General features: G+C 36.5%; 21 protein-coding genes. 16 read left to right on the top strand and 5 right to left on the bottom strand.

Going from position 1 to position 24,870, the window contains the following annotated elements; genetic code table 11:
* Positions 1-563: 563 nt before the first annotated feature.
* From HMPREF9018_RS03180 to rbr, 9 genes are all read left to right on the top strand, one after another.
* Positions 564-1,169, top strand: a complete 606-nt coding sequence (locus HMPREF9018_RS03180; protein ID WP_008447884.1) for an FKBP-type peptidyl-prolyl cis-trans isomerase — start codon at positions 564-566, stop codon at positions 1,167-1,169.
* 32 nt (positions 1,170-1,201) lie between these two features.
* On the top strand, positions 1,202-2,092 hold the full coding sequence (locus HMPREF9018_RS03175) for an FKBP-type peptidyl-prolyl cis-trans isomerase (RefSeq protein ID WP_008447957.1): 891 nt from the start codon (positions 1,202-1,204) through the stop codon (positions 2,090-2,092).
* Positions 2,093-2,184: 92 nt separating this feature from the next.
* Complete coding sequence (locus HMPREF9018_RS03170; RefSeq protein ID WP_008447913.1) at positions 2,185-3,150, top strand: FKBP-type peptidyl-prolyl cis-trans isomerase; 966 nt, start codon at positions 2,185-2,187, stop codon at positions 3,148-3,150.
* Positions 3,151-3,393: 243 nt separating this feature from the next.
* Positions 3,394-3,870, top strand: coding sequence for an Lrp/AsnC family transcriptional regulator (locus HMPREF9018_RS03165; RefSeq protein ID WP_008448060.1), 477 nt, complete (start codon positions 3,394-3,396; stop codon positions 3,868-3,870).
* Positions 3,871-3,912: 42 nt separating this feature from the next.
* Positions 3,913-5,769, top strand: a complete 1,857-nt coding sequence (locus HMPREF9018_RS03160) for a gamma-glutamyl-gamma-aminobutyrate hydrolase family protein (protein ID WP_008448062.1) — start codon at positions 3,913-3,915, stop codon at positions 5,767-5,769.
* 35 nt (positions 5,770-5,804) lie between these two features.
* Complete coding sequence (locus HMPREF9018_RS03155; RefSeq protein ID WP_008448041.1) at positions 5,805-6,836, top strand: M28 family peptidase; 1,032 nt, start codon at positions 5,805-5,807, stop codon at positions 6,834-6,836.
* Positions 6,837-7,142: 306 nt separating this feature from the next.
* Positions 7,143-7,412, top strand: a complete 270-nt coding sequence (locus HMPREF9018_RS03150; protein ID WP_008447979.1) for a co-chaperone GroES — start codon at positions 7,143-7,145, stop codon at positions 7,410-7,412.
* A 48-nt stretch (positions 7,413-7,460) separates the two neighbouring features.
* Complete coding sequence (gene groL, locus HMPREF9018_RS03145; protein ID WP_008448026.1) at positions 7,461-9,089, top strand: chaperonin GroEL; 1,629 nt, start codon at positions 7,461-7,463, stop codon at positions 9,087-9,089.
* Positions 9,090-9,571: 482 nt separating this feature from the next.
* On the top strand, positions 9,572-10,225 hold the full coding sequence (gene rbr / locus HMPREF9018_RS03140) for a rubrerythrin (protein WP_008448005.1): 654 nt from the start codon (positions 9,572-9,574) through the stop codon (positions 10,223-10,225).
* Between the two features lie 183 nt (positions 10,226-10,408).
* On the opposite strand, the gene HMPREF9018_RS03135 is transcribed toward rbr, so the two are convergent.
* The 5 genes from HMPREF9018_RS03135 to ribD all read right to left on the bottom strand — a co-directional run bounded on the left by HMPREF9018_RS03135 (position 10,409) and on the right by ribD (position 17,781).
* On the bottom strand, positions 10,409-12,658 hold the full coding sequence (locus HMPREF9018_RS03135) for a cation:proton antiporter domain-containing protein (protein WP_008448043.1): 2,250 nt from the start codon (positions 12,656-12,658) through the stop codon (positions 10,409-10,411).
* 97 nt (positions 12,659-12,755) lie between these two features.
* Positions 12,756-13,979: a peptidase T gene (gene pepT / locus HMPREF9018_RS03130; RefSeq protein ID WP_008447947.1), complete on the bottom strand. Its 1,224-nt coding sequence runs from the start codon at positions 13,977-13,979 to the stop codon at positions 12,756-12,758.
* Positions 13,980-14,313: 334 nt separating this feature from the next.
* On the bottom strand, positions 14,314-15,858 hold the full coding sequence (guaA, locus tag HMPREF9018_RS03125) for a glutamine-hydrolyzing GMP synthase (RefSeq protein ID WP_008448068.1): 1,545 nt from the start codon (positions 15,856-15,858) through the stop codon (positions 14,314-14,316).
* Positions 15,859-15,923: 65 nt separating this feature from the next.
* Positions 15,924-16,697 (bottom strand): sugar phosphate nucleotidyltransferase, encoded by a 774-nt coding sequence (locus HMPREF9018_RS03120; protein ID WP_008447888.1) that lies wholly within the window; start codon positions 16,695-16,697, stop codon positions 15,924-15,926.
* Positions 16,698-16,839: 142 nt separating this feature from the next.
* Positions 16,840-17,781: a bifunctional diaminohydroxyphosphoribosylaminopyrimidine deaminase/5-amino-6-(5-phosphoribosylamino)uracil reductase RibD gene (ribD, locus tag HMPREF9018_RS03115; protein ID WP_008447945.1), complete on the bottom strand. Its 942-nt coding sequence runs from the start codon at positions 17,779-17,781 to the stop codon at positions 16,840-16,842.
* Positions 17,782-17,809: 28 nt separating this feature from the next.
* On the opposite strand from ribD, the gene prmC reads away from it, so the two are divergent.
* The 7 genes from prmC (at position 17,810) to HMPREF9018_RS03080 (ending at position 24,824) form a co-directional block, all read left to right on the top strand.
* Complete coding sequence (gene prmC, locus HMPREF9018_RS03110) at positions 17,810-18,670, top strand: peptide chain release factor N(5)-glutamine methyltransferase (RefSeq protein WP_008447981.1); 861 nt, start codon at positions 17,810-17,812, stop codon at positions 18,668-18,670.
* Complete coding sequence (locus tag HMPREF9018_RS03105) at positions 18,667-19,152, top strand: regulatory protein RecX (protein WP_008447968.1); 486 nt, start codon at positions 18,667-18,669, stop codon at positions 19,150-19,152. The genes prmC and HMPREF9018_RS03105 overlap by 4 nt, the downstream gene beginning before the upstream one ends.
* Complete coding sequence (locus HMPREF9018_RS03100) at positions 19,136-19,840, top strand: ComF family protein (RefSeq protein WP_008448055.1); 705 nt, start codon at positions 19,136-19,138, stop codon at positions 19,838-19,840. The genes HMPREF9018_RS03105 and HMPREF9018_RS03100 overlap by 17 nt, the downstream gene beginning before the upstream one ends.
* Positions 19,841-20,070: 230 nt before the next feature.
* Positions 20,071-20,703 carry an orotate phosphoribosyltransferase gene (pyrE, locus tag HMPREF9018_RS03095; protein ID WP_008447963.1) on the top strand — a complete coding sequence of 211 codons (633 nt, stop codon included), beginning with the start codon at positions 20,071-20,073 and terminating at the stop codon, positions 20,701-20,703.
* A gap of 1 nt (position 20,704) precedes the next feature.
* A complete protein-coding gene (locus tag HMPREF9018_RS03090; RefSeq protein ID WP_008447938.1) occupies positions 20,705-21,127 on the top strand; it encodes a polyketide cyclase in 423 nt (140 codons plus the stop codon).
* 36 nt (positions 21,128-21,163) lie between these two features.
* Complete coding sequence (locus tag HMPREF9018_RS03085) at positions 21,164-23,683, top strand: ribonucleoside-diphosphate reductase subunit alpha (protein WP_008447928.1); 2,520 nt, start codon at positions 21,164-21,166, stop codon at positions 23,681-23,683.
* 97 nt (positions 23,684-23,780) lie between these two features.
* Positions 23,781-24,824: a ribonucleotide-diphosphate reductase subunit beta gene (locus tag HMPREF9018_RS03080; RefSeq protein WP_008448011.1), complete on the top strand. Its 1,044-nt coding sequence runs from the start codon at positions 23,781-23,783 to the stop codon at positions 24,822-24,824.
* The last annotated feature ends 46 nt before the right edge of the window (positions 24,825-24,870 follow it).

The raw sequence follows: 24,870 nt of genomic DNA, 5'->3' as shown, positions 1-24,870 counted from the left end.
ACTATGCAAGAACCAAGAGCCCCAGAAAATCCCCATATCAATGGATAAATCCAAAATGTCACCTCAACATATAAAATTTTCTCACAAGAAAAAATACTGCGGAATTAAGGGTAATCAATAATCTATTAATAACACACGTATCAACGTTTTTAAATACACTTTTCTTTCAGGCTTTACAAGGCTTTAATATCTTTTTCCATCTCACCACCATTTTAACGTGTAAAAGTAATATAAAGAAAGACTAAAGATAACACTTTTTACAAAGAAAGATAAGTTGTTACTATGAAAAATAATTTATTTTTGGGCGATTTTTAATTTATTTTTATATTAAAAATAGATTATTTTTGCTACTCGCGTCTTATTTTCATATCATTAAAAGTCGCCATGTAAACAGATAAAAGATCAAATATTTATTATTTATCTCCTTAAAAAAGTATAGTAACACTTTAAGCTAAAATATAAATCTATACAAATTTAGTAATTTTAATTAGCTGAAATGCTATTCATTGTAGCAAAAATATTATCTTTGCAGCTAATTATAATTAACACACAAAACAAATTAGATGGACAAATTAAGCTATGCCTTAGGCATTGGTATCGGAACCCAGTTGTCAGAAATGGGTGCTAAAGAGCTAAATATTAACGATTTTGCACAAGCAATAAAGGATATTCTTTCTGGCACATCACTAAAGATGGAGCAGGGCGAAGCCCAGCAACTATTGCAAAAATTCTTTCAAGAAAAGGAATCTAGGCAAGCTGCAGCAATGGCTGAGGCTGGTAAAGCTTTCAAGGAAGAGGGTGAAAAGTTTTTAGCAGAGAATGCAAAGAAAGAGGGTGTAAAAGTATTACCATCTGGTCTTCAGTATGAGGTATTACGTGAAGGCACAGGCAAGCAGCCTTCTGCAACATCTACAGTAGAGTGTCATTATGAAGGCACACTCATAGACGGCACAAAGTTTGACAGTTCTTACGATCGTAACCAAACTGCTACTTTTGGGCTTAATCAGGTTATAAAAGGCTGGACAGAAGGTGTACAGCTAATGAAAGAAGGAGCTAAGTATCGTTTCTTCATTCCTTACACACTAGCTTATGGCGAGCGTGGTGCAGGTGGTTCTATACCTCCATGTGCAGCGTTAATATTCATAGTAGAGCTTGTTGCTGTAAAATAAAAAAAGAGAAAATATAAAATAATAATAACGAAATGAAAAAAATCACATTCGCTGCTGCCGCTATTGTAGCAGCAACAGTTTTCACTTCTTGTGGAAACTCTAATCCAAAAGCAGAATTAAAATCGGACGTAGACTCGTTAAGTTATGCTATCGGTATCGACCAAGGTCAGAACGTTAAGCAATATCTTGCTTCTATGAAGATAGATACTGCTTATATTGACGAATTTGTTAAGGGTCTAAACGATGCTACTAAGAGTGCAGATGACAAAAAGAAATCGGCTTATAATGCAGGTATAGGTGTTGGTCAGCAAATTAGTCAGATGATTAAGCAGCAGATTAATAAGCAAATCTTTGGAGAAGACTCTACACAGAGCATATCTATAAACAATTTCATAGCAGGCTTTGCTGCATCTGCAAAGGGTAAGGGTCAGAAGATAACAGTGCAGCAAGCTCGCAAGATAGAACAAACTGTAGCTGCTGCTATTCAGGAAAAGAGCGCAGAAAAGACATATGGTGCTTACAAAAAGCAGAATGAGGCTTACCTTATAAAAAATGCTAAGAAAGCAGGTATTAAGACATTAGGTCAAGGTGTTCAGGTGCTTGAGATAAAGAAAGGCACAGGAGTAACACCTAAGACTTCTGATATTGTAAAAATAAACTACGTTGGTAAAACTATAGATGGTAAGGTTTTCGACCAGCGCGACGGAGCTACCATGCCTGTAAGCGGGGTTATACCTGGCTTTACAGAGGCTTTGACAAAGATGCCAGTAGGGTCTAAATGGGAAATAACCATACCAGCCTCAGCAGGTTATGGTGCAAGACAAGCAGGTCCTCAGATAAAGCCTTTCTCTACATTGATATTTACAATAGAGCTTGTATCTATAGAGAAAGCTCCTTCTGTAACTTCTCCTGTACAGAAATAAGCTATTATATATATACTAATGGTGCGGTAAGGTCGATTCTAAGGAATCGACCTTATTGTAATAAACAAGTATTATTATAAATAAAAGAAAACATGAAGAAAATTTTAACTTTAGTAGTCATCATTATGATTAGTGGAGCATTCTCAAGTATAAGTGCTCAAAGAAAGAAAAACAAGGAAAGGGTAATAGTAGAACAAAAGGTAGCTGATAAGATAATATTAACAACCCCTTCTGATACATTAAGTTATGCTACTGGTGCAGCTGTTACAGGAGGTTTAGACCAATATCTATCACAAAAATACGGTGTAAAAGAAGCTAACAATGCCTATTTCCTTCGTGGTCTTAAAGAGGCTTTTAATCGTCGTTCTGATAAAGCCTTTTTAGCTTACATGGCAGGTCTTGCTATTGCAGAGCAAATACAGAAGCAAATGTTGCCTAACATAAAGTCGCAATTTAAAGGAACAGGGGTTAATATAGACGATGATAAGCTTTTTGCAGGTTTTGTTGCAGCATTAGAAAAAGATAGTAGCGTGTTTACTCAAGCTAAAGCAGAAAAATATTTTGAAGCAAAACGCATAGCTTTACGGGAGAGTAGAGACAAGGCTAACAAGGAAGCTGGCGAACGTTTCTTATCAGAGAATGCAAAGAAAGATGGTGTTATCACCACAGCTACAGGACTACAATATATAATATTACAAAAAGGAACAGGCCCTATACCTACCAAGGATAGCCAAGTAAGGGTAGTATACGAGGGAAAGACTATAGATGGAAAAGTGTTTGACGCCACTTCTCTACATGGTAAAGACTATGACGTCTTTGGTGTTAGCGGTCTTATAAAAGGCTGGACTGAAGCTCTTTGTATGATGCCCGTAGGCTCTAAGTGGACTATTTTCGTGCCTCAAGACTTAGCTTATGGTGCGCGTGGAGCTGGCGAGAAGATAGCTCCCTACTCTACTTTAATATTTACTATGGAACTAAAAGGTATTGAGAATAAAGCTGAAGAAAAGGCTGAGCCTGCAAAGAAGGTTATGAAGAAAGCCACAAAAAAGCAAAAATAAAAGAGTTTCGAGATATATTAAAAAGAATACTTTAAATAAAAAAATGCGCCTATTGGGCGCATTTTTTATAACATATTGTTTGCTAATAAAAATAGATTATTTACTTTTGTTTATTCTATTAGGACCTATGCCATGTGAATAGCTTTCTATCAATAAGGATATGTTCACAACCGTGTAGGTGCTACATAAAAATATATTTTATAACTAACACATAATTCTCTATTGTTTAATACAAAACAAAAAATGGGAAAAATAGACAAATTAGATAAAAAGATCCTGAGCATTCTATCACAAAATGCTCGTATGCCTTTTAAAGACGTGGCTGCAAAATGTGAAGTTTCGCGTGCTGCAATACATCAACGTGTACAACATTTAGTAGAAAAAGGTGTTATTACGGGTAGTGGTTATTATATAAATCCGAAAAGTTTAGGTTATTCCACTTGCACTTATGTAGGGTTAGACCTTGAACGCGGTTCTATGTATAAAGAGGTAGTATCTCGGCTAAATAACATACCCGAAGTAGTAGAATGCCATTTTACGACAGGGCCTTATACCATGCTTGTAAAGCTATATGCTAAGGACAATGAGCAATTGATGGATTTGCTAAATAACAAAATGCAAAGTATACCTGGTGTGGTATCAACAGAAACGCTTATTTCTCTCGAACAAAGCATAAAGAGGGAAGTGCCTGTTGTAAACAATTCTAACGAAGAAGAATAATCAAAAATATAAGAAAAAACAGAAAGGAGAAAAGAAAACAGAATGGATTATAATCTACAAGCTCATCTTCAAGAGGTATATGATAGGTTTCCAGAATATAAGAACATGCCTATAATAGGTATAACAACCAATCATACTGACACAGATGCCACATTGAGAGAGGTATATTATGAACAAATAGTAAAAGCAGGAGGTGTACCTATGTTGCTACCTCCCATCGCTGATAAAGATGTAATACTAAATAGTTTGGAAAAGATAGATGGTTTGTTACTTACTGGTGGCGGTGATATTAATCCGCTTTGGGAGGGTGAAGAGCCATCACCACATTTACATAACATTAATGCTAAACGCGATTTAGCCGAACTAATGATTACCCATCTCGCTTTCAACAGGCAAATACCTATAATGGGCATTTGTCGTGGTATTCAGACTATGGTAACAGCTTTAGGTGGAAAAGTACAGCAGGATATTTATGAAAACTATATAGAAGACACGTGTTCTGATAATGAAAAAACAGGAAAAACCCAGTCTGTAGCTACTTTTCATTCTGCAAAAATAAAACACTCACAAGACGCAGATAAAGCAGAACCTACACATAGCGTAACTGTTATACCAAACACTATTTTATCTTCTATCTATAAAACAGAAAAAATTTTTGTTAATTCGTATCACCATCAGTCTGTAAAAACACCTGGCAAACATTTTCAAGTATCAGCACTTGCTCCAGATGGAGTTATAGAGGCTATAGAAAGTGTAGAATGTAAGCCCTTAATAGGAGTGCAATGGCATCCTGAATGGATGGGAGAAGAAGGAGGGAAGCTATTTTCGTGGCTTGTAAAACAGGCAAGTATATTTTGTTCTGCTAAACAAGTACATAAACACATTCTTACACTTGACACCCATTGTGACACACCAATGTTCTTCCCTCAAGGAGTACATTTTGAGAAAAGAGACCCTCGCATACTTTATGACCTACACAAGATGACCGAGGGACGACAAGACGCTGTGTCCATGGTAGCTTATCTTCCACAACCTAAAAAAGGAGAATTGTTTGCCTCAAAAATAGATATTGAAGGACTAAAACGATATAATCCTGATCTCAAAGAGCAACTTAACATTATCACCCCTTTTAGCTATACAAATTTTATTTTTGACAAAATAGAACAGATAGTACATCAAAATAGCAAATATTTAGCTATTGCACGCACACCGTCTGACCTCTATGAAAACAAACATAACAATAAAAAAAGTATAATATTAGCCATTGAAAACGGGCTTGCTATAGACGGGAAACTCGAAAATATTAAACATTTTGCACAACGTGGAGTATCATATATTACCCTTTGCCATAACGGAGACAATGATATTTGCGACTCTGCACGTGGCTCAAACACTCATGGAGGTGTAAGCCTTTTTGGCGAAAAGGTTATACAAGAAATGAATAAAAATGGCATTATGGTGGATCTTAGCCATGGGGGCGAGAAGAGTTTTTATGACGCTTTAGACATAAGCCAAAAACCTATAGTATGCAGCCACTCTAACAGTAAAGCTCTTTGCGATGTTCCTCGTAACCTTACAGATGACCAAATGAGAGCACTTGCCGCAAAAGGAAGTGTAGCTCACATCACGCTTTATCATGGTTTTTTAAAAACACAAGGTCAAGTCACTATACTTAACGCCATAGAACATCTTGAGCATGCCATAAAGATTATGGGTATAGACCACGTTGGTATAGGTACCGACTTCGATGGAGATGGCACCATAAAAGGAATGGCTGATGCCAGTGAGATGATTAATTTTACCATTCATTTACTTCGTCGCAAATATAATGAACATGATATAGAAAAGATATGGGGTAAAAATTGGCTTCGTGTTATGGCGCAAGTGCAACAAGTTTAATAGTTTTTTTTAGAATTTCACACAACAGAATAAACATGAAAAAAAATATAACATTTCTTCTTTCTGCCCTTATTTTAATAATAATAGCTACATCTACCATAAGCTGTAAAGGAAAGAATAATTCTAAATCATCTAATAATGACGAGCAAAAAGATGTATCTATAGCAAAACCTGTAGGACCTAATTTCAATGAAGACTCAGCTTATACCTTCATTGCAGCACAATGCAAGTTTGGCGAACGCATAATGAACTCGGACGCACATGAAAAATGCAGAGCATGGATAGTGAAAAAATTTAAAGAATATGGCTGTACTGTAAAAGAGCAAAATGCCAACTTAAAAGGCTATGACGGTACCATATTAAGGGCTACTAACATCATTGCACAATATAATCCCAATGCAAAAAAACGTATTTTGATATGTGCTCACTGGGATTCTCGTCCTTGGGCTGACAACGATCCCGACTCTTCCAACCATAAAAAACCTGTTATGGCAGCTAACGATGGTGCAAGTGGTGTAGCTGTTATGATAGAACTATCTCGCATATTAAACAAGAAAAAACAACCTTTAAATATAGGTATCGATTTCGTTTGCTTCGATGCCGAAGACTGGGGAGTACCCTCATGGGAACATACTGTAACAGATACCGGAGAGAGTTGGGCTTTAGGAGCACAATACTTTGCTGATAATTACTATAAGAAAACAAAGCCACTATTTGGTATTCTCTTAGATATGGTAGGTGGCGAGGGAGCACAATTTTATCGTGAAGGAATGTCTATGCAGTATGCTCCTGACGTTGTTGAGCGTGTATGGAATGCTGCTAAAGAAGCAGGATATGAATCTTTTTTTCCTGATGATATGGGGGGAATGATTACAGATGATCATATTCCTATAAATAAAAAAGCTGGTATTCCTACAATAGATGTCATTCCATACTATCCTGATTGCCAACAAAGCTCTTTTGGTCCGACATGGCATACCATATACGACACTATAGAACATATTGATAAAAACAGCTTAAAAGCAGTAGGGCAAACTATGATACAGGTTATCTACACTTATAAATAATATGTTTCTAAAGAAAAATGTTTAGCTAATATTACACCTTTCTTTGGTGTACATATTAGCTTTTATATGTTGCTTTGAAGGAAAAAAACTTCTTTACACCTATTTCGCAAGGCATAACAACAAAAGATGCACACCTCTTAAAATAAGAAATAAGTAAAATCTTTATCTGCCATCTTGGCATGATTTTATGTCAGAAGCCTACCTTTGGCACGATTTTGGCATATATCATAGCGAAAAGCCTAATATTATATATGGGCTATCCAAAAAAGATAATACAGATTTAAAACTTTTAAAAATATAATAATTATGACAATCAAACCATTAGCAGACAGAGTATTGGTACTCCCTGCACCAGCAGAAGAAAAAGTAGGTGGAATTATCATTCCTGATACAGCTAAAGAAAAGCCACAGCGTGGCAAAGTAATAGCAGTGGGCAATGGCACTAAAGATGAAGAAATGATTCTGAAGGTTAATGACGAGGTGTTATATGGCAAATATGCTGGCACTGAGATAGAGTGTGAGGGTGAGAAATATCTTATGATGCGCCAAAGCGATGTTTTGGCAGTAGTAAAATAAGAAAGCAAAGTATTACAACATTTTTTTAATATAAAGTAAGTAAAAACAATGGCTAAAGATATTAAGTTTGACAAAGACGCACGTGAGCTATTAAAGAGCGGTGTTGACCAGTTGGCTAACGCAGTAAAGGTAACCCTTGGTCCTAAGGGTAGAAACGTAGTAATAGGCAAGAAGTTTGGTGCTCCTCAAATAACTAAAGATGGTGTAACTGTAGCTAAGGAAGTGGAGCTTGAAGATACTTTTGAGAACGCTGGTGCACAGCTTGTTAAGAGTGTAGCAAGCAAAACTGGTGATGATGCTGGCGATGGTACTACCACAGCTACCATTCTCGCACAGGCTATAGTTAACGAGGGCTTAAAGAATGTAGCAGCAGGTGCCAACCCTATGGACTTAAAACGTGGTATAGATAAGGCAGTAAATAAGGTTGTAGATTTTATAAAAGATAGTGCCGAGATAGTAGGTGATAACTATGACAAGATAGAGCAAGTAGCTACTGTATCTGCTAATAATGACCCTGAAATAGGTAAGCTATTAGCTGACGCTATGCGCAAAGTTTCTAAAGACGGTGTAATAACAATAGAAGAAAGCAAAACTCGTGAAACATCTATTGGTGTAGTAGAAGGTATGCAGTTCGATCGCGGTTATCTATCTGGCTATTTTGTAACCGATACAGATAAGATGGAGTGTCAGATGGAAGATCCTTATATCTTGCTTTACGATAAAAAGATTTCTTCTGTAAAAGACTTCCTTCCTATTCTCCAGCCTGTTGCAGAAAGTGGTAGACCATTATTGGTAATAGCAGAAGATGTCGACTCTGAGGCTTTAACAACACTTGTTGTAAACCGTCTTCGTGCAGGTTTGAAGATATGTGCTGTAAAGGCTCCTGGCTTCGGCGATCGTCGTAAGGCTATGCTCGAAGATATTGCAGTGTTAACAGGTAGTGTCGTTATCAGCGAAGAGAAAGGCTTAACCCTTGACAAGACAACCTTAGACATGCTTGGTCATGCTAAGAGAGTTACCGTTAGCAAAGACTATACTACTATAGTAGATGGTGGTGGCGAGAAGCAGCTTATAGCAGATCGTGTGGCACAAATAAAGACCGAGATAGCTAACTCTACAAGCTCTTACGATAAAGAAAAATTGCAGGAACGTTTGGCTAAACTTTCAGGTGGTGTTGCAGTATTATATGTAGGTGCTAACTCTGAGGTAGAAATGAAAGAAAAGAAAGACCGCGTAGACGATGCTTTATGTGCTACTCGTGCAGCTACTGAAGAAGGTGTTGTTGTAGGTGGAGGTACTACATACATTCGTGCACAAGAGGCTTTAGAAAATCTAAAAGGTGAAAACGGTGATGAGCAAACAGGTATAAACATCGTATGCCGTGCTATCGAAGAGCCTTTACGTCAGATTGTATTCAACGCAGGTGGCGAAGGTGCTGTTGTAGTAGACAAAGTACGTCAGGGTAAAGGAGACTTTGGTTACAATGCTCGCAAAGAACAATACGAGGATCTTCGCGCAGCTGGTGTTATTGATCCTGCTAAAGTTGCTCGTGTAGCATTAGAGAATGCCGCTTCTATCGCAGGATTGTTCCTAACTACAGAATGTCTTATCGTAGATAAACCAGAAGAGACCCCAGCTATGCCAGCAATGAATCCTGGTATGGGTGGAATGATGTAATGTTGAAAACAATTTAAACATCATAACAAATTAATAAATTAAGAAAAAGCTGTCCCTTAAATAATAAAAAGGGGCAGCTTTTTTATCATTATACTAATAAATATAAAAAGAAAAACTATAAAGATTTTCTCATAATAACAAAACACAAGAAAACACTGTAACAAATCAATACCATAGCATTCAAAACTATTATACACAAACCAAAGCTATCTATCTACTAAACCATAATCATTAAATGAAAACAAAAAATATTACTACTTAGAAAATGTAAAAATAGACCGCATAAGATTATTTTCTTTTCCTTTTTCAGAAAATATTACAAAAAGAATATTTATCTTTGCACCACTTTTAAGCAGTTAACATCTGCTTTAATAAAGATAAGTTACGAAATATTCTCTTGCTACAAACAAGAAATATACTAACTTATTCTTCTTCCCTAAAAAGGGAAAAGCTATATAAAAACATTATGAAATAAAAACATTATGAAAAAAGTATTTATTTGTACCGTATGTGGGTACATGTATGAGGGCGAGGAACCATTGGCTGAATGCCCTGTATGCCATGCTAAAGCAAACAAAATGGAAATGATAGATTCTGAAAAGCTAAAAGGAACTAAAACTGAAGCTAATCTTCAGGCAGCTTTTTCTGGTGAAAGTCAAGCACATACTAAATATCTATACTACGCTTCAAAAGCTAAAAGTGAAGGTTACGAGCAGATAGCAGGCTTCTTTACAGAAACTTCTATCAACGAGAAAGAGCATGCTAAACTATGGTTTAAGATTTTACATGGAGGTGTAATACCCACTACAACTACCAATTTGGAAAATGCCGCAGATGGTGAAAACTATGAGTGGACAGATATGTATGACCAAATGGCTAAAGACGCTATAGAAGAAGGGTTTAAAGGTATAGCTACCAAGTTTAAGCTCGTAGGTTCTGTAGAAAAGCATCATGAGGAACGTTACCGTAAGCTACTAAAGAATATCGAAGATCAAGTAGTATTCTCACGTGATGGAGATGCAATATGGCAATGCCGTAACTGTGGTCATATAGTAATAGGTAAGAAGGCTCCAGAGTTCTGCCCTACTTGCAACCATCCAAAGAGCTTCTTCCAATTACAAGAAAACAATTTCTAAACTCTTTTCTTTTTTGTAAAAAAAAATAACAACTTATCATTTCATAAATATAGGGTGATGTTAGATCTAACATCACCCTATATTCTATCATATAAACATCTATACCATCTATATTAATAAAGGTATAATATATAAATAATACAACGAAAATACTTAGATTAAAACAATCTCTTTTTTATCTAACTAACCTCCTATGTTTTTAAGATCTTTCTCCTCACCTACTACCCATATAACATCGCCTGATACTAAAGGTATGTTAGGATTTATGAGAGTGAGCTTTTGTTGTCCCTGTTCAATACCTACTACCATACAATTATAACGATCGCGCAAACCACTTTCTTGAATGCTCTTACCAACAAAAGGACTATCTGACGCTATTACTATCTGACGAAGTTTCATCTCACGCTTCTCTATATCTATATCATAATCAATAACATCATGCTCTATAGCCGAAGAAAACTTCGTTAACTGCTCATCATCACCAATAGCCTCTATTTTGTCATTTGGAAAAATATGCACACTACCATTAGGAATATTGATACGTCTACTACCACGAATTATGCTACTTATATGTACACCAAAACGAGTTCTAAGCTCTAAGCTACTTAACGACTTACCTGCCCACGATGAGCCTTCTGGCACTTCTATTGTTCCTATATGTATATCACGGTCGAGAAGGTCATTTGCAAAATGTGGCTTAGCCTCACCCCGTATCTGTGCATGAAGATCACGATTACGAAGATTTTGCACAAATACACGTTCTAAAGATATACTACGAGCCTTTAATGTGCGAGATAATACTATAAGCAACAGCACTATTAATACCACTACTATAATAAGAGCTGTACGAAAACGAGATAAATAATTAATAACATAAAAGACAAAACCCATTGCTACAAAACCTCGAATAACCATAGTACCTATTAAAGAAAGACGGTTAAGACGATTACGAATCCATAAAATACGAAACTCTTCAGAATGATTTATTTTCATCAAAATAGAACGCAAAAACGGACTTATCAATGCTAATGTAACAACACCACAAACAGTATTACCTACCCACTCCACATTAAACCACTCTACAGATATATTACGCAAATATGGTAATAACACTGAAAACATCACCGCTATAACAGCTATAGACAATATACTATAAATCAAAGTACTAGAAATCATCGACTTTACAAGACGATGCCAATAACGCTCATTTATAGGATTATAAGTAGGAGCTGCCTGAATATGCTCTAAACGACGTACCCAATACTTAGGAAGAATCCGAGTAAGAAGATTATAAGCAGGCTCACCTGCACGTATCATATAAGGAGTAAGAAATGTAGTAATTACCGATACTGCAACAACTGCAGGGTAAAGAAATTTTGCTATTACACCCAAAGATAAACCCAAAGAAGCTATAATAAAAGCAAACTCACCCACTTGAGCCATAGAAAAGCTACAACGCATAGATGTCTTCAAGGGCTGACCACTAAGAAAATATCCTAATGTACCAAAAATAATCTTACCCAAAAGTACTGTTAGCGTTAGCAAAAGAATAGGCACAGCATACTTCACTAATATTACAGGATCTACTAACATACCCACTGAAACAAAGAAAATAGCACCAAAAAGATTCTTAACAGGCTCTACTAAATGTTCTATACGTTCAGCTTCTACTGTTTCCGAAAGTATACTACCCATTACAAAAGCACCAAAAGCTGCACTAAAACCTACCTCTGTAGACAATACTGCCATTAGACAACATAAACCTAAAGCTACTATAAGCAACGTCTCGTTATTAAGATACTTACGCACAGAACGTAATATTAAAGGAATAACAAAAAGCCCTATAACAAACCACAACACAAGAAAGAATACTATTTTTATCAAGCTACCTAATATCTGACTACCACTAAGACCATTACCAGCTGCAATTGTACTAAGCATCACCATCATTACAACAGCAAGAATGTCCTCCAAAATGATAACACTCATCACATTTATAGCAAACTTTGTTTGCGTCAATCCCATGTCAGTAAATGCTTTATATATAATAGTAGTAGAACTTATTGCTATCATACCACCTAAAAACATACAGTCCATCTGCTCCCAACCAAAGAAACGACCAACAACAAAACCTAAAAAGGTCATTGAAAAGGTTATTATCATACTTGATATAATAGGAGATGCACCCATCTTTAATATCTTCTTAATTGAAAACTCTAAACCAAGCGAAAATAATAAAAAGATAACCCCTATATCTGCCCACGTATGAATATTAGCCTTATCTATCACGCTCATTGTATAAGGCATCTGAGGAGATACTATAAAGCCTGCTACTATATAACCAAGCACTAACGGCTGATTAAGTTTTTTAAAAATAATCGTAACAAAGGCTGCTACTATAAGAATCAAGGCGAGATCAGAAATTAAACTCATAAAAAGAAATATGTTCTTATGTTTTTCAAAGAAAAAGAGAGAAACTTCTCATTATACATACATAAAAAAGAAGCTCTCTCTCTATAATAAAATATTATTAAGCATTATAATCGGCTGTAAGACGACATAAATTTACTATAACTTCCATGGCTTTCTTCATAACCTGAATGGAAACAAACTCATGAGGTCCATGAAAATTAACACCGCCCGCAAATATGTTTGGACAAGGTAATCCTTTAAAAGACAACTGTGCACCATCTGTTCCACCACGAATAGGCTGTACCTTAGGAGCTACACCTGCTTCATGCATAGCCTGAAGAACAAGATCAATAACATGCATATTAGGCTCTATCTTTTCCTTCATATTATAATACTGGTCGGTAAGTTTTAGTTCTACAGTGCCATCACCATACTTTGCATTTAGCTTTTTTACACAAGAAGCTATGAACGCCTTACGAGCCTCAAAACGCTGACGATCATGGTCACGGATAATATAACTTAAAGTAGCCTCTTCACAACGACTCTCAATACCCAACAAATGGTAAAAACCTTGATAACCTTCTGTCGTTTCAGGAAGCTCATCCTTTGGTATCATAGACTGAAATTCACATGCTAATACACTTGCATTAATCATCTTACCTTTAGCATAACCAGTATGAACACTTCTACCATGAATCAATAGCTTTGCTCCTGCCGCATTAAAATTTTCAAACTCTAATTCTCCTATATCACCTCCATCAATGGTATAACCCCATTCACAACCAAATTTCTCTACATCAAAATGATGAGCGCCCATTCCTATCTCCTCATCAGGATTAAACCCAACACGAATATCACCATGTTCTATCTCAGGATGATCACGAAGATAACACATTGCTTGCACTATCTCTGCAATACCAGCTTTATCGTCTGCACCAAGAAGAGTTGTGCCATCGGTTACTATAAGATCTTCACCTTTATGCTCTAATAACTCAGGAAAACGTGAAGGTGAAGACACCATATCATCATTCAAACGAATATCACCTCCATCATAATTGCTTATTATACGAGCTTTAACATTAGCACCACTTGCATCAAGAGCTGTATCATAATGAGATATAAAACCTATTGTTGGGATCTTACGCTTACTATTAGATGGTAAAGTGGCATAAATATAACCCATACTATCCATTTCTACGTCTTTTAATCCCTCTTTCTCTAATTCTGATTTTAGATATTTAGCAAAGACGAGCTGCTTCAAAGTGCTTGGTATAGTATCCGACTCATCTGCAGACTGAGTATCAAACTTAGTATAATTAATAAATCTTTCTTGTATTTCCATATTCTAACTTATTGTCATTTTAAATACAAAGATAAGAATAAAAAAGAAAAACGATTGTTTTTTTTCATATTATTTATTACTACGCTAATAATACTTATCTTTTCTACTTTTCTGCTTAATACCCATATTAAAAAAAACCTTGGCTGATATCACATCACCCAAGGAATAAATACTAAAACTAAATTAACCACTAAAAAAACTTTTTACAAAAGTACATCTTATCATATATTTATGCAAGTAACATATCTTAATATTACAGTAGCTTTAACATCTTTTGTACAAAGATATAAACAAGATACATTACTTTTAAAATAATATTTTCCTTCTATATAGTCTACTCCCATTCTATTGTCGAAGGAGGCTTTGAAGAGATATCGTAACAAACTCTATTTACTCCTCTTACCTTACGGATTATCTCATTAGAAACATCAGATAAAAAGTCATAAGGTAAATGAGCCCAATCGGCTGTCATTGCATCAGTAGAAGTTACAGCACGTAATGCTACCGGATGCTCATACGTGCGTTCATCACCCATAACACCTACCGAACGAATAGTAGACAACAGCACACAACCTGCTTGCCAAACATTATCATAAAGACTCGATCCATCAGCCATAATATAATTGTACATCTTCTCTATATAAATATCATCAGCTTCTTGAAGGATGTGAACTTTCTCGCGAGTAACATCACCCAATATACGAACTGCTAATCCGGGACCTGGAAAAGGATGACGCTTAATAAGACGTTCAGGCATATTCAAAGAGTACCCCACACGACGAACTTCATCTTTAAAAAGCCACTGAAGAGGTTCACATAGCTGCAAATGCATATCAGAAGGAAGGCCTCCCACATTATGATGACTCTTTATTACCATTCCTGTGATACTTAAACTCTCTATTCTATCTGGGTATATAGTACCCTGAGCAAGCCACTTAGCATCGGTAATTTTCTTAGCCTCTGCGTTAAACACCTCCACAAAATCACGACCTATAATCTTACGCTTCTGCTCAGGATCGGTAACTCCCTGAAGATCATTAAAAAACTTATCCGAAGCATCAACCCCCACTACATTTAAGCCTAACCCTTTATACGCCTCCATAACCTTATTATACTCATTCTTACGGAGCATACCATGATCGACAAATATACAAGTAAGGTTACTACCTATGGCTTTATTTAACAACACAGCACAAACTGAAGAATCTACTCCACCTGACAAACCTAATATAACACGATCATTACCCAACTGGTTTTTAAGCTCCTCTACAGTAGTATCTATAAAAGACGCTGCACTCCAACTCTGCTTACTGCCACAAATATCTACAACAAAATTTTTAAGTAACTCAAAACCTTGTAAAGAATGATATACCTCAGGATGGAACTGTACCCCCCATACTGGTATATTCCTAAAGGCATAAGCAGCATACTTAACATCAGCAGTAGACGCAACAATATCACAATCTACAGGAATTGCTGTTATTGTATCACCATGCGACATCCACACTTGAGAATGCTCATCGAACCCCTTAAAAAGAGCATTATCTGTATTGACAGTAGCCAAATTAGCACGACCATATTCACGAGTGCCCGTCTGCTCCACCTTACCTCCACATTCTTGAGAAATAAACTGTGCACCATAACATATACCAAGCACAGGTATCTTACCCATAAAATCGCTAAGATCTACCTTAAAAGCCTCAGGATCATGCACTGAATAAGGGGAACCTGAAAGTATAACACCTATAACAGAGGGGTCATCTTTAGGAAACTTGTTGTAAGGAAGAATCTCACAGAAGGTATCCAACTCGCGCACACGGCGACCTATAAGCTGGGTAGTCTGTGAACCGAAATCTAAAATGATAATCTTTTGTTGCATATCTTGTTTTGTTTTTGTTAAGAGAAAGCTTATATTTAAGAAATATTATTATAAGCCCACATACACTATAACTGTTTTACTAAAAGCTCTGCATCATCAAGCGATGCTATCTTTCCTACATCAATTAGCTTTAGATCGTCCTTCACCTCGCCACGGAAACAAAGCTCACGACAATGACGTAAGTAAAAGTCTATTATAGGAAAAACATCACTTTCTTCACGCCTCATCACATCAAAGACTGAAGATGACACCGCATGAATACCCGAAAAAGCATAAAGCCGATAGCCATGAGCTAAAGCAACGCTATCACAAGGAGACTTAAAACATAAACCTTGAAGCTCTGCATAAGGCGATCTTACTTCAGAAGTAGACAAATTTGTCCAACCCATCAAACGCATATCTTCAGAAAAGATAAGATAACGCTCAGTCTTACGACTACTAACAAGCAACAAAGCATCAGCAACACTATTAGAAGCATTGTTATAAAACTTTGTTAAATCTACATTGCTCAATATATCTACATTATGTATTAAAACAGGTTCTTCTCTACTAAAAAGAGAAGCAGCTCGCTTAATACCACCACCTGTATCAAGGAGCTGCTCAGTTTCGTCGGATATATCTATACGTATTCCATAATTATGAACACATAAATAATTTATTATTTGCTCTGAAAAATGATGCACATTCACCACTATATGAGTCGCACCAGCGTCCTTAAGCCGCACGATAACCCTATCAAGAAGCTCTCTACCGCCCACTCGCACCAACGCCTTGGGCATTGTTTCTGTAAGGGGCTTTAAACGAGTACCTAAACCCGCCGCAAATATCATTGCCTGCATAGTATATCTTAGAAATATTTTTACTGCTTTAACAAGCTACAAAGATAATAATTTTACCTGGAAATCAAAAGATATACCACGATTAATTCTTTCCTTATTTATCAAAGCATAAGATAAATATTACTATTAGAAAATGAAACACTTATCGTTTATAAGTAGTAATAACATTATCAAAATATTCTTTTTTCACTACTCTTATGTCTGTAGGAAGTTGCGGAGCCTTAATTCCTTCTTTTATAGTTAATGACGACTCTTCTACTCTTATTTCATCATATAAATCATTCTTAATAAAGTTTTCTAAAGTCATAGCACCACCTTCGATAATAACACTTTGACACATTCTTCTGTGTAACTCATTTAAAAGAGTAGGTATATCGTGAATAGCTTCAGGCAAAGTAGATGATAATACTACTTTTAAAGGACTCTTCCCCCACCACTTTCGTACATTGAGCTGTGGATGCTCTAACATTTCAGTGTTTCTCCCTACAATTATCGCATCATTTTCTGCTCGCAACTTATGAACAAGCATTTTAGTAAACGAAGTAGAAATCTTAAGCACATCTCCTTTTATGCCTATAAATCCATTAGCTGTTTGTGCCCATTTTAATATTATATATGGACGCTTTTTTGTGTTAAACGTTATAAAGCGCTTATTAAGTGCTAAGCATTCTCGTTCCAAAACACCCACACTAACAGGTATTCCTGCTTCTCTTATACGCTGAACACCTCTCCCTGATACCACAGAAAAAGGATCTATACAGCCACACACCACTCTGCCTACACCTTTTTTTATAATAAGATCTGCACAAGGTGGAGTTTTACCAAAATGCGAACAAGGTTCGAGATTTACATAAATCGTACTTTTAGATAATAAGTGTTCGTCTTTTTTTCGTACAGAAGCAAAAGCGTTTACTTCTGCATGCTCCTTTCCATAACATATATGATAACCTTCACCTATAATCCTACCATTATCCGACACTATCACAGCTCCCACCATCGGGTTAGGTTTAGCTAATAGCATGCCATTCTTTGCCAACTGCAAACAGCGCCGCATGTACATTTCATCGATTTCTTTTAATTCCATTTTCGTTATTTTTTATAACTTTGCCATTATGAAATATCAACATCTTTGGCAAAGGCTAACCCCTTTATACAATCCACGTGAAGCACAAGCCATTATCAGACTTATCTTAGAAGAGGAGTTTAATCTTTCCTTTGCTGATATTCTTATAGGCAAAGTTAATGAATTATCCCAAGAACAACTGCTAAAACTCGAGGAATTAATACGCCGTATAGAATCGTTTGAGCCCGTACAATATGTGTTAGGTAAAGAAACTTTTTTAGGTAGATCCTTTCATGTGCGCTCCGGAGTATTAATACCACGCCCAGAAACTGAAGTACTTGTAGAATGGGTGAAAGAAGATTGTTGTACTACTGCTTGTAACTTATTAGATTCTAATAATATAAAAATTTTGGATATAGGAACAGGAAGTGGATGTATAGCAATTACCCTTTCGCTCGATATTCCACATAGTAATGTTACAGCTTGGGATATAAGCAAAGAGGCTTTGCTTATTGCTAAAGAAAACGCTTCCGCCTTAAAAGGAAAGGTAAATTTCCGGTTGCAAGATGTTTTCAATGTAAATGTAAGTGAAAGAAAGTGGAATGTTATTATAAGCAATCCTCCTTATATTTGCTGTAAAGAGCATACGTCAATGTCTGATAATGTACTCAAACATGAACCACATATTGCGCTATTTGTACCTGACGATGACCCTTTACGTTTCTATAGAGCTATTGCTAATATTGGAAAATCAGCTTTAATAAAAGGAGGCTCTCTTTATTTTGAAACTAATCCTTTATATATTAATGATATAAAAAACATGCTCGAAGATATAGGCTATACAATGATACAATACAGGAACGACCAGTTTGATAAACAACGATTTATAAAAGCTACTCTTTTTTTATGATACAAAAGAAACCTATAACAGAAGAACAAGCTCTAAAAAAAATGGGCAATTTCTGTGCAAAAGCTGAACATTGTTCAAGCGAGATAATGGACAAGATGTACAAAATGGGGCTTTCCGAAGAAGCTAAAGTGCGCATCTTAGGGAAACTTTTTGATTATGGATATATCAATGATGAACGTTATACTAAGGCTTTTATAAGTGATAAAATAAAGTATAATAAATGGGGAAGACGCAAAATAGAACAAGCACTGTGGGCAAAGCACATAGATAGTAAGATATATACGCCTGCCCTCGATGCTATACCAGACGAAGAATACCTCACCGTGCTACGCCCACTACTTAAAAACAAATACCCCTCTATTAATGCTAATAACGACTACGAACGATCTGTAAAACTAATAAAGTATGGTCTTTCCAAAGGGTTCTCTTTCGATTTAATTAAACAATGTGTTGATACTGTTATAGATGAGGAAGAACTTTAATATATGGTCGAGCATAATAGACCTAATAGCTCCACGTGAATGTTGTGTTTGCAAAAAGCGATTAAGCCTTTCTGAAGATGTTATTTGTGCTACTTGTACATTACATTTTAACCGAACCAATTACTATTTATCACCTTACGACAATGAGTTAGCAAGATGTTTTTGGGGTAAAATACCTATTGAACGCTGCGTAGCATATCTTTTTTATCAGCATCATACCCAAATAAGTAATGCTATCTATGCTCTCAAATATGGCGATCGTCCCGATATAGGTGTTTTTTTTGGTGAGACTATAGCTAAGATATATACTCGTAATGGCTTCTTCGAAGGAATAGACGCTCTCCTTCCAGTTCCAATTTCCAAATATAGGTATAAACAGCGAGGATACAATCAGAGCCAAATGATAGCAAGGGGGATAAGCAATGTAGTAAATATACCTATATTAAACAATGTTATATGTAGAGATGTTTTCATACAAAGCCAAACAAAACTTGATCGTTGGCAGCGAAATGAAAACGTAAAGAACGCTTTTACCTTGATTAATAAAGAGATAATAAAAAACAAACATCTGCTTATTATAGATGATATTATTACCACGGGGGCTACTATTACCGCAATAAGCAAAGAACTACTAAAGGCTGAAGGGGTAAAACTAAGCATCTGCGGACTGGGATATGCTAAAGACTAATATCACCTGCTCCTAAAAACATAACATATAAAAGCCTGTCTTTATAGATATATTATAAAAAGAAAACGTTATCGTTAATAAACTTTTATTTTTTAACTATACCCATATTAAATGCTTTTATTATAAATGGTAAATAAAAGGTAATACATAAGATTGAAGATAAAAGGGAGAGCTATCTCAAAAAAAATATGTAAGTTTGCAGATACAAACAATCACTTATAATTCATTTTATGGAAGATCTAAAGAAAGTTTTTGCAGGAAAGCTCCTAAGTATTAAAGCCATCAAGTTACAACCAAACGACCCTTTTACATGGGCCAGTGGGTGGAAATCTCCTTTTTATTGCGATAACCGTAAAACATTATCTTATCATGATGTGCGCTCCTTTGTAAAAACAGAGTTGGTACATGCCATCTTAAAACACTTCTCTGAAGCCTCTGCCGTTGCAGGAGTAGCTACTGGGGCTATTGCACAAGGTATGCTTGTGGCACAAGAGCTGGCTTTACCTTATGCATACGTACGCCCTAAACCAAAAGATCATGGTATGAAAAATCAAATAGAGGGCGAACTTCCTAAAGGATCGAAAGTGGTAGTAGTAGAAGACCTTATTTCTACAGGTGGCTCTTCTCTAAAAGCTGTAGCTGCTCTACGTGAAGCAGGATTAAAGGTAGTAGGTATGGTGGCTTCTTACACCTATGGTTTCCCTATAGCAGAACAAGCATTTAAAGAAGCTGGTGTAGAGCTTGTTACTCTTACCGATTATGAGCATGTAGTAGAAAAAGCTTTAGAAACAGGATATATAAAACAAGGTGATGTTGCGCTATTAAACAACTGGCGTAAAGACCCTTCTAATTGGAATAAATAAAATGAGTAAATTTGAAAGTAGTATAAAACAGATTGCTTATCCACAAGAAGATGTGTATAATATGCTAAGCAATCTAACTAATATAGAACGTATAAAGAGCCAGATCCCTGATGATAAGCTAAAGGATCTTACCTTCGATGAAGATACAATATCTATATCTGTAAACCCTGTTGGGAAAATATCCATGCGCATCATTGAGCGTGATGAACCTAAAACTATAAAGTTTGCCAGTGAAAACTCGCCCTTATCTTTTAATTTTTGGATACAAATACTCCCTACAGACGATTCTTCATCTAAAATAAAGCTTACTATAGACGCCAATATTCCTTTTTTTGCAAAAGGCATGGTAGCAGGGCCACTACAGGAAGGTGTAGAAAAAATAGCCGATGCGTTAGCCATGATACCATATAGTAGCGCAAAATAGCTCTTCTTTTATACATTTTTTACGGATTTTATTATAATGAACATTACAAAAAGAGATGGCAGCATAGAAGCTTACACACCATCTAAAATAATAATAGCAATAAGTAAAAGCTTTATAAGCACCGAAAATACAGGGCATCAGAAAGAAATAGAAGAGATGGCTTTAGAGGTAGAGTGCTTCATAAAAGAGAACACCGACAAGCGCGATGTAGAAAGTATTCAAGACCGTGTTGAGAAGACATTAATGAAACATGGGTTTTTCGATGAAGCTAAAAGCTATATTCTCTTTCGTTGGCAACGCAACGAACAACGCAAATATATAAAAAACATTGCTTTTAATATTGGCGATAATGAGATAGAAAAAGTCCTCAATGGTATTAGGCAAGACTTTCGTAGTGCAGAATACAGCGTAACATTACTTTCAGATAAGTTTATGAGCTTCTCTAAACCTTTAATGACACAAAAGGAAAAGATGAATGCTCTTATTAAAGCTGCCGTAGAACTTACCACTGCAGAATGTCCTAAATGGGAGATGATAGCAGGTAGGCTGCTTAGCTTTCAGATAAATCGTAACATAGACGAGGTAGAACGTAAGCTGGGGATTAGTTCTTTTTATGACAAGATACGCTATCTTACAGATGAAGGGTTATATGGTGGCTATATTTTAGAAAACTATTCTAAAGAAGATATAGCATGGGCAGAAAAACGAATGGATAACAGTCGTAACTACCTTTTCAATTATAGTGGTTTAGACCTTCTATCTAAACGTTACCTAATTCGCACTTTCGATCATAAAATAATAGAGCGCATACAAGAAATGTATATGGGTATTGCCCTGCATCTGGCAATGCCCGAAAAGGAAAACAGGCTCTCTTGGGTAGGAAAAATATACGACTTGCTAAGCAAGCTGGAAGTAACCATGGCCACTCCTACACTCTCTAATGCTCGTAAGCCAAGCCATCAGCTATCAAGCTGCTTCATAGACACTGTACCAGACAGCCTTATCGGCATTTATCGCAGCATTGACAACTTTGCCCAAGTGAGCAAGTTTGGTGGTGGTATGGGAATGTATTTTGGTAAAGTACGTGCCACAGGTGGTGATATTCGTGGCTTTAAAGGTGTTGCAGGCGGAGTAATACGTTGGATGAAATTGGTAAACGACACTGCTGTAGCTGTAGATCAGCTTGGTATGCGACAAGGTGCAGTGGCTGTATATTTAGATGTTTGGCACAAGGATATTCCTGAATTTTTACAGTTGCGCACAAATAACGGTGATGATCGTATGAAGGCTCACGACATCTTCCCTGCCGTATGCTACCCTGACTTGTTTTGGCGTATGGCAGAACAAAACCTTGATCAGAATTGGGTTTTATTCTGTCCTAATGAGATTTTACGTGTTAAAGGATATGCTTTAGAAGACTTCTATGGCGAAGAATGGGAACGCCACTATCAGGAATGTATAGACGACACACGCCTTTCACGCCGTGTTATAAGCATAAAAGACCTTATCAGGCTTATTCTACGTTCGGCAGTAGAAACAGGTACACCATTTACTTTTAACAGAGATACTGTTAATCGCGCTAATCCTAATGGTCATAAAGGCATTATTTACTGTTCTAACCTTTGTACAGAGATAGCACAAAACATGGCTGCTATAGAAGAAATAAGCCAAGAGGTGAAAACAGAAAATGGCGATAAGGTGGTAGTAACTACCGTTAAGCCCGGCGAATTTGTTGTGTGCAACTTAGCCAGTCTATCCTTAGGCAGGCTACCTTTAGAGGATAAAGACGCTATGTGCGATAAGATTAACACCGTTGTAAGAGCTTTAGATAACGTTATCGACCTCAACTTTTACCCAGTACCTTTTGCTAAAATTACTAATCATCGCTATCGTAGCATAGGGCTTGGGGTAAGTGGTTATCATCACGCCTTAGCAAAACGAGGAATAAAATGGGAAAGCGATCGCCACTTAGAATTTATGGACGAAGTGTTTGAAACTATCAATTACGCAGCTATAAAAGCCAGCTCTGATATAGCCAAAGAAAAAGGCAGCTACGAATACTTCAATGGTAGCGACTGGCAAACAGGAGCTTACTTTAAAAAACGCGATTACCGCAGCGATAAATGGAAACACTTACAGGAAAAGGTACAAACACAAGGTATGCGCAATGCTTATCTTTTAGCTGTAGCACCTACAAGCAGCACAAGTATTTTAGCAGGTACCACAGCAGGGCTTGATCCTATCATGCAACGCTTCTTCCTCGAAGAGAAAAAAGGAGCTATATTACCTCGTGTAGCACCAGAACTGTCTGATAAAACTTACTGGATGTATAAAGGTGCATACTACATTAACCAGCAATGGAGCGTTCGTGCCTCAGGCATTCGACAACGACATATAGACCAAGCACAAAGCATGAACCTTTATATAACAAACGATTACACTATGAGGCAAGTGCTTAACTTATACCTTTTAGCATGGAAATGTGGTGTGAAAACAATATACTATGTTAGGAGCAAGTCGTTAGAAGTGGAAGAATGTGAAAGCTGCGCATCATAAGTAAAAAACTGAAGACTCTTTTACTTTTACTTTTTATGCTCTTGCAAATCATTAAAACTACATTATCAAATTATTAAATTCTCATTTTTTTATTAATATGTCTAAACTTCAACGTAACGCCTTATTTAATCCACAAGGCGACACAGACTTAAGATTACGTCGTATGATAGGGGGCAACTCCACTAATCTTAACGACTTTAATAACATGCGCTACTCATGGGTGAGCGACTGGTATCGACAAGCTATGAACAACTTTTGGATTCCAGAAGAAATAAATTTAGCACAAGATATAAAAGATTACCCCAACTTACCTGCTGCCGAGCGCAAGGCTTATGATAAGATTCTTAGCTTTTTAGTGTTCCTCGACTCTTTGCAAAGCAATAACCTCCCTACTATAAGCGAATATATCACAGCCAATGAGGTAAACCTATGCTTACACATACAAACCTTTCAAGAGTGTGTGCATAGCCAAAGCTATAGCTATATGTTAGACACGATATGCTCACCAGAGGAACGAAATGATATTCTTTATCAATGGAAAACCGATGAACATCTACTACGTCGTAACACTTTTATTGGCGACTGCTATAATGAGTTTCAGGCCAATCGTGATAAGTTTTGCCTTATGAAAGCATGCGTGGCTAACTTTATACTTGAGGGAATATACTTCTACAGCGGATTTATGTTCTTCTACAACTTAAGTAGAAATGGTAAAATGCCTGGCTCTGCACAAGAAATACGCTATATAAATCGTGATGAAAACACCCACTTATGGCTATTTCGTAATATCATTGTAGAGCTAAAACAAGAAGAGCCAGACCTCTTTACACCAGAAAAAGTAGCAGTATATGAAGAGATGATGCGCGAAGGGGTAAGGCAAGAAATAGCATGGGGGCAGTATGTTATAGGTAATGATGTACAAGGGCTTACTCAGCAGATGGTCTACGATTACATACGCTACCTTGGTAACTTACGTTGGAAGAGCTTAGGCTTCGATTATCTCTTTGAAGATAACCAAGCAGAGCCTGCCGATATGCAATGGGTAGCACAATACTCTAATGCTAATATGGTAAAGACAGACTTCTTTGAAGCTAAGAGTACTGCGTATGCTAAGAGTACTGCGCTTATAGACGACTTATAAAAAGCTGCTATCTTATAATAAGAACAAAAACCTTATTTATAGTTTT

Origin of the sequence: Prevotella amnii CRIS 21A-A, from assembly GCF_000177355.1 — a bacterium.
In the GTDB taxonomy this organism is placed as follows: domain Bacteria; phylum Bacteroidota; class Bacteroidia; order Bacteroidales; family Bacteroidaceae; genus Prevotella; species Prevotella amnii.
This window is presented reverse-complemented; position numbering and strand designations above follow the sequence as displayed.